10 protein-coding genes are annotated in these 13,802 nt (G+C 52.6%); 6 read left to right on the top strand and 4 right to left on the bottom strand.

Features of this window, described 5'->3' with window-relative positions:
• Positions 1 to 17: 17 nt before the first annotated feature.
• The 3 genes from SH527x_RS20365 to SH527x_RS20355 form a co-directional block, all read right to left on the bottom strand.
• The gene (locus tag SH527x_RS20365; RefSeq protein ID WP_437192525.1) at positions 18 to 836 is read right to left on the bottom strand and encodes an HAD-IIA family hydrolase; all 819 of its coding nucleotides are present in this window, start codon (positions 834 to 836) and stop codon (positions 18 to 20) included.
• Positions 837 to 1,265: 429 nt separating this feature from the next.
• The gene (locus tag SH527x_RS20360; RefSeq protein WP_437192524.1) at positions 1,266 to 2,861 is read right to left on the bottom strand and encodes a hypothetical protein; all 1,596 of its coding nucleotides are present in this window, start codon (positions 2,859 to 2,861) and stop codon (positions 1,266 to 1,268) included.
• Positions 2,862 to 2,993: 132 nt separating this feature from the next.
• A complete protein-coding gene (locus SH527x_RS20355) occupies positions 2,994 to 4,091 on the bottom strand; it encodes a S1C family serine protease (protein WP_437192523.1) in 1,098 nt (365 codons plus the stop codon).
• Positions 4,092 to 4,379: 288 nt separating this feature from the next.
• On the opposite strand from SH527x_RS20355, the gene SH527x_RS20350 reads away from it, so the two are divergent.
• Both SH527x_RS20350 and metH read left to right on the top strand, forming a co-directional pair.
• Complete coding sequence (locus tag SH527x_RS20350) at positions 4,380 to 5,657, top strand: adenylosuccinate synthase (protein WP_437192522.1); 1,278 nt, start codon at positions 4,380 to 4,382, stop codon at positions 5,655 to 5,657.
• 138 nt (positions 5,658 to 5,795) lie between these two features.
• On the top strand, positions 5,796 to 9,521 hold the full coding sequence (metH, locus tag SH527x_RS20345) for a methionine synthase (RefSeq protein WP_437192521.1): 3,726 nt from the start codon (positions 5,796 to 5,798) through the stop codon (positions 9,519 to 9,521).
• Between the two features lie 350 nt (positions 9,522 to 9,871).
• Here metH and SH527x_RS20340 read toward each other — a convergent pair whose 3' ends face one another.
• Positions 9,872 to 10,066, bottom strand: coding sequence for a hypothetical protein (locus SH527x_RS20340; RefSeq protein ID WP_437192520.1), 195 nt, complete (start codon positions 10,064 to 10,066; stop codon positions 9,872 to 9,874).
• A 127-nt stretch (positions 10,067 to 10,193) separates the two neighbouring features.
• Here SH527x_RS20340 and SH527x_RS20335 point away from each other — a divergent pair, with 127 nt between their 5' ends.
• The 4 genes from SH527x_RS20335 (at position 10,194) to SH527x_RS20320 (ending at position 13,798) form a co-directional block, all read left to right on the top strand.
• Positions 10,194 to 10,892 carry a response regulator gene (locus SH527x_RS20335; RefSeq protein WP_437192519.1) on the top strand — a complete coding sequence of 233 codons (699 nt, stop codon included), beginning with the start codon at positions 10,194 to 10,196 and terminating at the stop codon, positions 10,890 to 10,892.
• Positions 10,861 to 11,790 carry a hypothetical protein gene (locus SH527x_RS20330; protein WP_437192518.1) on the top strand — a complete coding sequence of 310 codons (930 nt, stop codon included), beginning with the start codon at positions 10,861 to 10,863 and terminating at the stop codon, positions 11,788 to 11,790. Before SH527x_RS20335 ends, SH527x_RS20330 begins: the two co-directional genes overlap by 32 nt.
• Before the next feature lie 151 nt (positions 11,791 to 11,941).
• Positions 11,942 to 12,673, top strand: coding sequence for an SGNH/GDSL hydrolase family protein (locus SH527x_RS20325; protein WP_437192517.1), 732 nt, complete (start codon positions 11,942 to 11,944; stop codon positions 12,671 to 12,673).
• Between the two features lie 69 nt (positions 12,674 to 12,742).
• Positions 12,743 to 13,798 (top strand): ComEC/Rec2 family competence protein, encoded by a 1,056-nt coding sequence (locus SH527x_RS20320; protein ID WP_437192516.1) that lies wholly within the window; start codon positions 12,743 to 12,745, stop codon positions 13,796 to 13,798.
• Positions 13,799 to 13,802 lie beyond the last annotated feature (4 nt).

Below are 13,802 nucleotides of genomic sequence, written 5' to 3'. Positions count from 1 at the left end.
TCAGTCATGACACGTGGTTAGACCGTGACGGCTTCGAAGTCTCGGACTTCGGTATCCCCATATGCATTCAGCAATTCGTGGTGACACAATTGCCCGATGTAGTCGATGACATGATCAGGTCGGTACGCGTAGCGTCGCAGATCGTCTCGCGAGGTGCTGCCGGTTAAAGTCAGGACTGTTTCATAGCCCATCTGGACTCCGCCGCAGATGTCGGTTTCCATTGTGTCACCGACCATGACGATCTGGTGAGCAGGAACCCGCAGTTCCTCACCGGCAGCTTGCATCATCACAGGGCTCGGTTTTCCGACACTGAACGCTTTCGCTCCCGTTGCGGACTCCAGCATCGCAACAAACGCTCCACATCCAGGACGAACGCCATACTGTGTCGGGCAATTTGGATCGAGATTCGTCGCGACAAGCTTCGCTCCGTTCACGATCAAACGCACCGCTGTTTCAACCATCTCCAGTGTCATCGTGCGGCCTTCCCCGACGACGACATAGTCTGGATCAGAGTCAACAATTGAGTACCCGTTCTGGTGAAGAGCTTGCAACAGCCCCCCTTCTCCGATGACATAAGCAGTGCCGTTGGGCTTCTGCCTTGCAAGGAATCTGGCCGTTGCCATCGCACAGGTAAAGATGTCCTCTTCATAGGCATCGATCCCCATCCGTTGCAGCTTGGTGGCGACGTCGCGACGGGTTCGCTGGCTGTTGTTTGTCAGGAAAAGGAAAGGGAAATTTCGTTCACGTAACAGGGCGATAAAGCGGTCAGCACCGGGCAAAACCTGACTTCCCCGATAAATGACGCCATCCATGTCGATTAAAAATCCCTTTTGCATTTCCCGTTTTCCAATATGGTGAGAAGTTAGGCTGAGGTGGGTTCGGCAGCCTGGTGAAATGCAACAGCGATACCATCAAACTAAATCGATATCCTTAACGTGAGTCACATTTAGCGTAACCCTGTAACGCCATGAAGCCTTATGGCCAAAACAGGCAGAAGCATCAGCGACCAATCAACCGGTCTAAGTCCAATAACCGCCTTGTTGTGAGGCGAAACTGCACAACAGCAAGGCAGACACGTGCAATGCGAACAGGCACGTCACCAGTTGTAGGTCACGTGCCTGATCGACAAATCAGATTTCGACTCACAGCGGACAGGTTATCTCATGTTGATCCACCGATCGGCTATTGAGCCCCCCCTCTCGACGGACCAACGTTGTCAGCCCAATCCGCGACTCGATTCGAGTCTTTATTTCAACAGAGAAGGCTCACGTCTCCAACAGTGCCTTAATCAGACTGGCTGCTTTGGCCTCGAAGAGTTCCTGCCACTCCGGAGCCAGAATACAGTCGCTGTCTTCCTGAGCGCCTCCCAGATTTAAAAGCTGGTCCGCAGTGGGAGCATAGTAGATATAGCCGTTGGTATACCCTGCCAGGAAAGTCATTTCATGCGATGACTTCTTCTTGATATTCAGCCCGATGGTCACAGTCAGTTCGCCGGGGAACGTCGTCAAAACAAAATCGCCAATCCGAATCCCCATCACTTCGACATCGATTGTCCGCTTCCCGGAAGCCACGAGACTCGCCTGATGTTTCTTCAACAGTGCCAGGTTTGTCTGAAGTCGCGTCAGTTCTTCCATTGTGTGGATGTTCTTCAGGTATGCTTCCAGATTCCGTCGATTCTCGGCGTCCAGCTTCTTGAGATCATCGCGCCCCTGCTTCTCGTCATACAGATAGCGATGTGAATAATAAGCAGGAAACTCTTCCGCCAGATTGTGCTTGACCATCAACGGCATAAACGTTTTCAGGTTCAGACTGGTCCCCTGCAGCTTCTGCAGCGTGCGTCTCTGCTCTGCTTCCAACTGGGCAATCCGGTCGGTCCGGTCCCCTCGCGGAAGAGTCAGTGTCTCATTCAACACTTTGAAAGGAGCCTCTTTCTTGCATTCGATTTTGCGAACAGCTCGCAACGTGCTCAGCCCGAGCATGTTCCCCAATGGCTCGGCGCTGCGAGGATGATCGACGTCCTTATAGAAAACAGGATTGATGTCCCCCCCACATCCCTGCAGGAACAACGCGACGGTTCCTTCACTGAGATTTTCCTCAATGACTTTTGACGAATAACCAATGATGTCCGCCGTGTTGGCTCCGCTGGGAACTCCCTGAATCGGGTGGCAGGCAAAATTGTAAATGACCCCCAGTGTCTGGCCATCTTCCCGATCAATACGAAGAACACCGATCTCCGGATCAGTCAGCCCGACTTCTGCGACTTCATCATCCGGCGGCAGCGGATAGGCGTGGCGGACGTCGACTTCCTTGCCACTCTTCAGTTTCAGGCGGCGATTCTCCATGATCCGCGACTCTTCACCGACTCCGGTTCCGACACGCACTGCGACCAGCGAACCCATCGCCTTCCTGACCGCTTCAACAGTTTGATCAGCAATGTCAGCTCGAACGACTCCGTGGCAGTGACTCGCGTTCACAAGCACATGCTCAGGAGCGATTCCGAGTTCAGTCTGAAGACGTTTCCGAACGGTAGGCAAATACTCGTTATTAATGCGTCCGATCTCTCCGATCGCAACGGCATCAACAGACATGATCACTGCCGTCTGATCACCTGATTTAAACACAATCGCTTTTACATAAAGCGGATCATTAACTGGACCATGGTCATAGTCAGTGACATCGACCTTTGCCGCACCTGCCAGAAGTTGATCAGCAGAAAGCGCCTCTGCAACAAGATGAAGGCTCAGGCAGCATACTAACACCGCGAACAGACAGGGACGCTTCGCATCAAATGGTCGCAGAAAGAGTCGACCAAATCTGTTCAGATAGGCCGATATGGGATAGGACTGATTGGCAGGCAACATGGCAGGCTCCAACAGCAACAACGAGCGTTAACAGAACGCAACTTTGATGCGAGCATTAGAGCAGAGTCACGAACCAATAGTCAAAAGCGAAGAATGAAATGAACTCGATGCGGCAGCAGACCGGAAACCGCGTCAGTCTTCTTCCCAGCGTGTTCCGAGTCGAAGAATCACAGTCTTTGTTTCACCGTTCCGCAACAAAGTCATCTTCACAGCCTGACCTGGAAACTGCCGGCCAACCAGTTCGGTCAACTGGGGAAGGTCAACGATCTTCTCGCCCTGAAAGGTCAGCAAGACGTCTCCGACCAGTATCCCTTCCCGTTCAGCAGCATCGCCAGTCGTCACACGATCAACAACAAGCCCTTCACCGGAAGGAGCCTTTGACCCGGCGAGTCCAAGATAGGCTCCGCTATGAGTTCGAAAGTCTTCACCTGCGACAAGGCGGTTCCAATCCTGAGTATAAACTTCAATCGGGACATGAATATTAAAATTCGTGTCTTCCCCGATCCGTGTATTAACCCCAATGACCTCTCCACTCATGTTAAAGAGTGGTCCCCCGGAATCTCCGCCGATCAATTCACAATCGGTCTGGATCAGCCACTTATTACAATAAACGACACGACCGAGTCTCAAGACGATTCCACGGTCCTCCTGATACCCACCAGGGTGGCCCAGGACGATGCACCAATCACCTGCTTTATATGGAGTCACCGCGACAGGAGCCGCTGGCCAATCTCGACGGTCCGATTCAATCCGAACTAACGAAGCATCCATCGTGACATTTCGACCAAGCGTCACTCCCTGATAGCGTTTTCCATCATTCGTCACGATTGAAACAGTGCGCCCGGGTCGACCACCAACGTGCGCAGCAGTCAGAATGATTCCATCAGACGAGACGATCACTCCACTTCCCTGCGATCCTCCTCCACCGCGTCTCGCATCCAGCGTCAAATTCACGGTTGCAGCCCGGAGCGTCGGGACAAGCTGAGTGACATGATCCTGAATCGACTTCAAATCAGCAGCAGTTCGCGGTGCCGGAAGTGAAAAAGCCTCTGGCAACTTGACGCTCGATGGATCGATTGTCTTAAACGCAAAGCTTGTGCTCGGTTCTGGAGTCACGACCGCTTGAGGAGCGGGAGTCACCACTTCTTCGGCAGCGAGTGGAGGCGCAAAACAGATCGTCAAACAAAGAAAGGCCGTACAACCGGTATAATTCAACATCCTGAACAACATGGTCCCCCCACGAGACATTGCGGGTTGAACGAGAGAAGTGGGGGAAATTGTAATGCACAATTTCCATGCGATTGAAGGGGTTGCAGAGAAATTTGAAGAATCGAAACCAAATATCGGCCCCGCCCTATCCGCATTCACCAGAATTGATTTCTCTGAAAATCAGTTTCAGGCCCGTCGCACTCTACATTCATTCTGGTGACTGCTACACTGTGGCGTTGTGTCTTGGTATGCGCCCAGTGCGTCATCAAGTTTACGTCTATTGTTATGCAGTGATCCGGGAATCAGAGAATGTCGGTAACGGCCGTAGTGGGTCTGCAATGGGGCGACGAAGCCAAAGGCAAGATCGTCGATCTGCTGACTGACCAACACGAAGTGGTCTGTCGCTATTTAGGCGGAAATAACGCCGGGCACACCGTCAAATTTGGCGGAAAGACCTATAAACTTTCGATGCTGCCGGCAGGAATTCTTCGTCCTGGCGTCACTTCTGTCATTTCCAACGGCGTTGTGATCAATCCCAAAGCGCTGCTTGGAGAAATTGACAACGTTCGAAAACAGGGAGTTGAGATCGGGCAGCTGTACATCAGCGACCGGGCTCACGTGATTTTCCCTTATCATATGGTGGAAGAAGCGGGTCTCGAAAAAGCCCGTGGTTCGAAGGCCATCGGAACAACGATGCGCGGGATCGGAACCTGCTATCGCGACAAAGTCGGCCGAACACACGCCATTCGCTTTGGCGATATGTACCGTCCAGAGTTCTTCCGGGAACGCCTGCACGAAGTTGTCGCCCAGAAGCGACTGCTCGTCAAAGCACTGGATCCATCGGCAGAAATCCCTGACGCTGACGCGATTTACGAAGAGTACATGGGTTACGCCGAACTCTTCAAGAACAACGTCATCGACACCACGGCTTACCTGCACAAGGTGCTGAAAGACAAGCGAAGCCTGATGTTCGAAGGTGCTCAGGGAAGTCTCCTGGACATCGACCACGGAACATTCCCGTACGTAACCTCTTCAAATAGTTCAGGTTGCGGAATTCATCCCGGCAGTGGAGTTCCTGAACGAGCCATTGACCGTATGATTGGTGTCGTTAAAGCCTACACATCACGCGTCGGCGGAGGCCCTTGCCCAACCGAGCTCAATGATGAAATCGGCCAGCACATCCGCGATGAAGGTAACGAGTACGGAACCGTCACTGGACGTCCTCGTCGCTGCGGATGGTTTGATGCTGTTGCAACCAGCTACGGTTCCAGAGTTTCTGGAGTCGACTGCATCGCCATCATGCTGCTCGACGTTCTCAGTAAGCTCGATGAGCTGAAAATCTGCGAAGCGTATGAGATTAACGGCGAACGCACGACTGACTTCCCGAGTCATAACGATGACCTCGCTGCCGCGAAGCCGATCTACCGAACCCTGCCAGGTTGGAAGAAAGACATTACCGGCGTACGAAAGCTCGAAGACTTCCCGAAAGAAGCTCGTGCCTACATCGATACGCTGGCTGAATTGCTGGAATCCAAAGTCGGCTTTGTCTCGATTGGTCCAGACCGCGAACAAACCGTGATTCTTTAATCCGGCCGATTTCGCCACGGATCATGATTTGCATTTGCCGCACAGACTCCTGTGCGGCAACTCATTTCCGGCAGGCATTTTGAGACGACCGATGCTGCCAAAGTGAGTTGTCTTTAACTCCACGACCGACCTCCGCATATGAACTCCACCGAAGCGACACTGCGTGACCTTCTTTCTCGCCGTATTCTGCTGCTTGACGGTGCCATGGGATCGATGATTCACCAGTACAAGCCAACCGAGGCTGACTACAGGGGATCGCTCTTCAAGAATCACAACATCGATCTGCTGAATGCAAGCGATGTTCTTGTGCTGAGTCAGCCCAAGATGATTCAGGAGATTCATCGGAAGTATCTGGAAGCCGGTTCAGACATCATTGAGACCAACACCTTCGGTGCGACCTCGCTGATGCTCGAAGAATTCGGGTTGGCACACTACACCCGAGAGATGAACATCAAGGCGGTCGAACTCGCCAAGCAAGCTGCGGACGAATTCACAAAGAAGAATCCGGACAAGCCGCGTTTCGTCGCAGGCAGCATCGGGCCGACGAAGTTTCAGCTGTCATTCAACGCTGATCGCCCTGGCTACCGCCCTGTCACATTCGACCAGATGGTCGCGTCGTACGCGGAACAGGTTCACGCCATGATGGAAGCAGGCGTCGACCTGCTCCTGCCTGAAACCTCGTTCGATACGCTGAACATGAAGGCAGCGCTGTTCGCCATCAACAAGGTGTTTCAGGAGCGCAAAGAGACAGTTCCTGTCATCTGCTCAGGGACCATCTTCAACGGCGGTGTCACACTCACCGGGCAAACACTGGAAGCGTTTCTCGTCTCCGTCGAGCACTTCCCGCTGCTCGCGGTCGGGATGAATTGCGCACTGGGCCCGAAACAGATGCGAGAACTGGTCGAGCTCGCGAGCAACTGGTCGAATTGCCACATCAGCTGTTATCCCAATGCCGGGATGCCAGACGGAATGGGGGGCTTTGACTCTTCAGCCAAAGAATTCGCAGCAGTCATTCGCGAATACGCCGAGAATGGCTGGATGAATATTGTCGGTGGTTGTTGCGGAACGACTCCTGAATACATTCATGCAGTGGCTCAGGAAATCAAAGGGATCGCCCCGCGCCCGCTCGTGAAGCATGAACGGACGTCATCATATAGCGGTTCCAAACTGTTGACGCTTCGCCCGGATTCGAACTTCCTCATGATCGGGGAACGAACAAACGTCACAGGTTCACGGAAGTTTGCCCGTCTGATTCGAGAGAAGAAGTACGAAGAAGCTGTCGAGATCGCAGTGAGTCAGGTTGATGGCGGTGCAAACGTCATTGACGTGAACATGGACGAAGGGATGCTCGACAGCAAAGCGGAGATGGTCCACTTCCTCAATCTGCTGGCCGATGAGCCGAACGTGAACAGCGTTCCGATCATGGTCGACAGCTCAAAGTTCGAAGTGATCGAAGCTGGTCTGAAGTGCCTGGCCGGTAAAGGGATCGTGAACTCGATCAGCCTGAAAGAAGGGGAAGAAGCCTTCCTGAAACAGGCCCGAATCATTCGTGAATACGGTGCTGCGGTCGTCGTCATGGCCTTCGATGAAGAAGGTCAGGCCGTCCTTGCCGCCGACAAGGTCCGTATCTGTAAACGAGCTTTCAAGCTGCTCACAGAACAAGTTGGCTTCCCTGCCGAAGACATTATCTTCGACTCGAACATCCTGACCGTGGCGACAGGGATGGAAGAGCACAACAACTATGCAGTCGAGTTCTTCGAAGCGGTTCGCCGCATCAAAGAAGAATGCCCGGGCGCGCGAACATCGGGAGGGGTGAGTAACGTCTCGTTTTCATTCCGCGGGAACGATGTTGTTCGTGAAGCGATGAACGCCTGCTTCCTATATCACGCGATTCGTAACGGTCTCGATATGGGGATCGTGAATGCTGGTCAGCTGGAAGTCTACGACGACGTAGAACCGGCTCTGCGAGACTACATTGAAGACGTTCTGCTCAATCGCCGAGAGGATGCAACCGAGCGGTTGATCGACTACGCCGAAGTCATCAAGAATCGCGGAAAGTCGACTGAGAAACAGGAAGCTGAAATTGCGACCTGGCGAACAGGGACAGTCGAAGAGCGTTTGAGCTATTCGCTGCTCAAAGGGATCACCGACTTCATCGATATTGATACCGAAGAAGCCAGACTCAAATGCGGTCGCCCCTTGAACGTCATTCAAGGTCCACTCATGGCCGGAATGAGTGTCGTCGGCGAGTTGTTTGGTGCCGGGAAGATGTTCCTGCCGCAAGTGGTCAAGTCTGCTCGCGTCATGAAGAAAGCGGTGGCCTATCTCGAACCGTTCATGGAAGCCGAGAAGGCTGAAGCAGCGGCTCGCGGCGAAGCTCTCGGAGAAACAAGCGAACCTGCCCTTCCGACAAAATCGACTCGCGGAACCATTGTTCTCGCAACGGTCAAAGGCGACGTTCACGACATTGGGAAAAACATTGTCGGTGTCGTTCTCCGCTGCAACAACTTTGAAGTCATCGACCTTGGCGTCATGGTTTCGTGCGAAAAGATTCTGAAAGCGGCACGTGAGCACAACGCAGATCTGATTGGGCTCTCCGGCCTGATTACACCGTCTCTGGAAGAGATGATTTACGTTGCGAAGGAGATGCAGCGCGAAGGCTATACGATCCCGCTGTTGATTGGGGGAGCAACAACCTCAGCCAGACACACTGCGGTCAAAATTGCCCCGCATTTTCAGGAACCAACGATCCATGTGATTGATGCGTCGCTGGCAGTCCCAGCTGTCGAATCGTTGCTTGATCCCGACACAAAGCCTGCGTACGTCGAGAAAATCAAGACATTGCAGGAACAGGACCGACAGCGGTTTGCCAATCGTCAACAACAGGAGTTGGTTCCATTCGCGACCGCCTGCGAACGACGGTTCCAGACGGACTGGGCAACAGTCGATATTCCGACGCCGAAGCAGTACGGCAAGGTCACACTGCGAGACTTCGATCTCAGCAAACTGGTCCCGTTCATCGACTGGTCGCCGTTCTTCATGACCTGGGAACTGAAAGGGAAATTCCCGAAGATCTTTGAAGATCCCAAAGTCGGAACAGAAGCCAAGAAGCTCTATGACGACGCCAATGCCCTGCTCCAGCGCGTCATCAACGAGAAGCTTCTAACGGCCCACGCAGTTTACGGGTTCTGGCCTGCCAATACGGACGGCGAAGACATTGTTGTCTGGTCAGACGAAAGCAAGACTTCAGAACTCGCTCGCTTCCCGATGTTGCGTCAACAATGGGAACGTGTCGGACAAAAGGACTTCAGATCACTCGCTGACTACATTGCTCCGATTTCATCTGGCCGAACAGATTCGATCGGTGCGTTTGCAGTCACGACTGGACTGGGTTGCGACGAACTCGCTGCGGCATTCGAGAAGGATCATGATGAATACAATTCGATCATGGCAAAAGCAGTTGCCGACCGACTGGCGGAAGCATTCGCCGAATACATGCACACGTTTGTGAGAACAGACGTCTGGCAGTATGAGCGTCCAGATGAACTGACTCCGGAAGAACGCATCGCAGAGTCGTATCGGGGAATTCGTCCGGCGTTCGGCTACCCGGCCTGCCCTGACCATTTACCAAAGCGAACCCTGTTCAATCTGCTGGACATCACAGCAGAAACAGGGATCGAATTGACCGATTCCATGGCGATGTGGCCGGCATCATCCGTCAGTGGGCTCTATTTTGCCCATCCTGAGTCTCGATACTTCACTGTCGACCGGCTCACAAAAGATCAGGTCGAAGATTACGCTCAACGCTGTCAGCTTCCCGTGCAAGAGATTGAACGCTGGCTGGCGCCAAACTTGGGCTACTAAGACGATTCAGTATCCCTCTGTAGGGTAGCAGTTTACGTCATACGCAATTGTAAAGAGCTGCTAGAAACTGCCCTGACGCAATCACGTGACAAAAATCTCGAGAGGAGCGTTTCGCCTGAGGCTGAAACGCTCTTTTTTTCGTGTAATTGGATCCATTCGCAACACAAACCTCCTCAACCCATCCTTTTTCCACACAAGATCAAGGGGATTCCCTGATTCCAGAATAACATTGCATACGATATTGTTGATCAGTTGATTCCAGCAAACCGATGCGAGAAGAATGTATATCAACGCCCACACTCAACCCAACGAAATGCAAGCTTGAAGTCTGGCATTTGGAATACCCAATTTCACTTCTGATGAAAAATTGAAGCAACAAACAATTTCAGATCTGGACGAATGAACCAGAGCAGGTATGCGTGTAACAACGGGAAGTTGCGATTTCCTTTTGACAGCAGTCGACCGGGACGATCCATAGTGGAAGCGACCCACTCACCAGAGTCCAACGGAATCATAAGTCCAACTTCGGCCGCTGCATTTTTCACGCTAAGTCACTTCGCAACGAAATCACATCACCAAGAGACACGATTATCTGCCACTCGGTAAGAGATCGTCGGCAACCGGCCAGTGCTTTATCTGGTTGCCTACAGTTGGAATGCAAGAGGAGAAACGATGCAGTTCTATCACTCTGCCGGACTTGCTACCTCGAACACATTGGATCCTCCACAAACCTCGAAGATTCTGCTTGTGGATGATCATCCCCTCATCAGAAAGGGGATGTATACTTTGATTTCACAGGAAGCCGACCTGCGAGTGATTGGTGAAGCCGCTGAAATGGGAGACGCCGTTCGACTCGCCAATGAACTGCAACCCGATCTGATGGTCGTTGACATTTCCCTGCGTTCCGGCAACGGACTTGAACTCGTCAAACAGATTCATTCGAGCCAGCCACATATCAGAATGCTGGTCTGCTCCATGCATGATGAATCACTGTTTGCAGAACGATGCCTGCGAGCAGGCGCAGGTGGATATCTCAATAAAGAAGCGGCCAGCGATCTCGTCGTTGACGCGATTCGTTCCGTTCTTGCGGGAAAAACGTTTGTCAGCCCACAGCTTGCAGAGAAATTCCTGAACCGCATCGTGAATGGGGGCTCCGGGGAGGTCGCGCCGATCGAAACACTGACCGATCGCGAACTCGAAGTGTTCGGCCTGATCGGACAAGGTTTAACGACAAGACAAATTGCCGAACGTCTGCATCTGAGCTACAAAACGATTGAAAGCTATCGCGAAAACCTGAAAGCGAAGCTGTCTCTGAAGAATGCTGCCGAACTGAACCGTCATGCCGTCCAATGGGCCCTTGAAAACGGATAACGCAGAGCCAGGTCGGCGGGACGCTGGTCATCACAGCGTCCCGCCGTCTCGCCGCATCCTGATTCTTGGCGCCAGTAATGTCACACTGGCATTTCCCATCATTGCGGATGCCTGCCTGATCAGAGCCCGTCCTGAACTCTCAGGCAGCCAGCAAATAGAGCCAGAAACCGCTTCAGAACCGGCATCGGATCAATTGAAGGCCGGGATTTCACTTCAAGGTCCAGTCGAACTCTTTGCCGCACATGGGCATGGGCGATCCTTCTGCAAACGAAGTCATGTGCTGCATCGTGGACTTCCTTCCGTCCTTGATTGTGGAATCTGGAGTGCGCTTGAATTGCGCCCTCCTGTGTCCAGCAGCTGGGGCCTTGTCACCGACGTCGGAAATGATCTGATCTATGGCGTCACTGTGGATCAAGTCGTGCAACAGGTTCACACTGCACTGATAAAGATGCACGACCTCGGCTTTCCAATCACTTACGTCCGTCCTCCTCTCGACCGTATTCTGCAGCTCTCCGACCGCCAGTATCGCATCATTAAGCAAATGCTCTTCCCTGGCCCGACAGTCCCCTGGAAGGTTCTTTCTCAACGTGCAATCGAGTTGGATTTGATCGTCACCCAGATGGCAACTGATCTCGGGGGAACAGCGATCAAACCGGAACTGGACTGGTACGGAATTGATCCTATTCACATCCGCAGCAGCCAGAAGATTGCCGCGTGGACGTCAATTCTCAGCTCGTGGCCGTTTCCGGAACCCCCGCTGGTCCGCTGGCCTGGCTGGCCACAGGCGAATCGGTTCTGGAGCCAAAGGCCTGACGAACGCAGCTACTGGAGCCGGTCGTATCAGGCCTCTCAACCCTCGCAGCAATTCAATGATGGCAGCACAATCTGGCTCTATTGACCTCAATAAGTGCAGTCGCAACCGATTCGCAGCTTGTATCGGGAATGAAACTTTTCGGAGGAATGCCCCCTTCCCCTCTTGTCCGGTTGATTCTCTCACGGACGCGGTACACACTGCGGGAATGGAATACTTGCTACACAAAGGACCATTCATGCCACGCTTGAATCAGACTTTCAGTCTCTTCACTTTTCTTTCCCTGACATTGCTGATCAGCGCTGCATCAGTTGCAGATTCAAAGCTGACCTTCGAAACGCCCCCGAAGAACACTCCTCCGGAATTCGCTCCGATTGAAGACAAACCAGGTCTTCCCAGAGTCCTGCTGATTGGCGATTCGATTTCGATGGGATACACCATCCCCGTCCGAAACCGACTTGAAGGCAAGGCAAATGTTCACCGTATTCCAGTGAATGGTGGACCAACAACTCGCGGAGTCCAGCAACTCGACAAGTGGCTCGGCGATGGCAAATGGGATGTCATCCACTTCAACTTTGGATTGCACGATGTCCGCTATCCCAATGAAGCAGCAACAAATCCTGAGTTGCATCAACGTCAGGTTTCGATCGAAGAGTATGAGAAGAATCTCAATATCATTGCCGAACGCCTGAAGAAAACCGGCGCGAAACTCATCTGGAGAAACACGACTCCAATTCCAGTTGGAGCACGTTCCCGAGAGCCAGGCGATGAAGTTCGCTACAACGAAGTCGCTGCGAAAGTCATGAAAGCTCATCAGATCCCGATTCAGGATCTGTACACCTTTGTTCTTCCGCAAACCAGTGAACTGCAGCGACCTAAAGATGTGCATTTCAACAGCAAAGGGAATGCAGCCCTCGCCGATGAAGTCGTCGCCGTCATTGAAGCGGCACTTGCAGAACAAAAGAAATAGAGTTCCGTCCGAACATTCCTGTCTGGAAACACTTTTCCAACTCGCCTCAACCTTGTTTAAAGGTGTTCTATGCTACGAAAAGTGATTGGCCTCGTTGCTGTCCTCTGCTGCATGGCAAACTCTGTCCTGAGTGCAGGAGGCACCGACGAGCGACTCGATATTTATTTCATCGACGTTGAAGGGGGAGCAGCAACCCTGCTGGTAACGCCGACGGGCGAATCAATTTTGATCGACTCTGGCTATCCAGACTATATGGACCGCGATCGTGATCGCATCCTGTCCGTTGTTCGGGATGTCGCCAAGCTGAAACAGATTGACCATGCTGTCGTGTCACACTGGCACATGGACCATTATGGAAATCATGCATCACTGACGTCGAAAATCCCCATCCTGAACTTCTGGGACCGCGGCATTCCAGACAGTCTGCCAGAAGATAAGCAGTTCGCGGAACGTATTGCTCAATATCGTGCCGCTTCGCAGAACGCTTCCAAAAAACTCAATGTGAACGATGAGTTCAAGACCGACGGTCCAAATCACCCGTTAAACGTCCGCGTCCTGACTGCCAGTCGAGAGGTGGTCCCCAACTCCGGTGAGCCTAACCCTTTTGCTTCAGAGCACGAACCGCAACCGGAAGACAAATCGGATAACGCCGCAAGCCTGTCGCTGCTGTTCGAACTGGGAGCATTCCGATTCCTTTGCTGTGGTGATTTGACCTGGGAAGTCGAAGCAAAGTTAGTGACGCCGAATAACCCAATTGGTCAGATCGATTTGTTCATGGTCACCCATCACGGGCTCGGCGTCAGCAACAATCCAGTTCTGGTCAAAGCCATTGATCCGGTCGTCAGTGTCATGTGTAACGGCCCAACCAAAGGGGGCGATCCTCGCGTGATTAAAACGGTTCAGTCGTGCAAATCATTCCAGGCGCTTTATCAATTGCATCGCAACATCAAACTGAATGCTGATCAACAGTCCCCACCGGAATTCATTGCAAATGATGGTGGCACCGAAGACTGCAAAGGTGTCTGGGTAAAAGCCTCAGTCGCACCAGATGGCGAGAGCTACACTGTCCAGATTGGCCCCAACGGAAAACCTGCAACCTACAAGTCGCGAGCAGCGGCCAAGTAATTGG

The organism is Planctomicrobium limosum, from assembly GCF_051465645.1.
Taxonomy (GTDB): domain Bacteria; phylum Planctomycetota; class Planctomycetia; order Planctomycetales; family Planctomycetaceae; genus Planctomicrobium.
The sequence above is the reverse complement of the archived record's forward strand: the minus strand, read 5'-3'. Positions and strand labels throughout refer to the sequence as shown.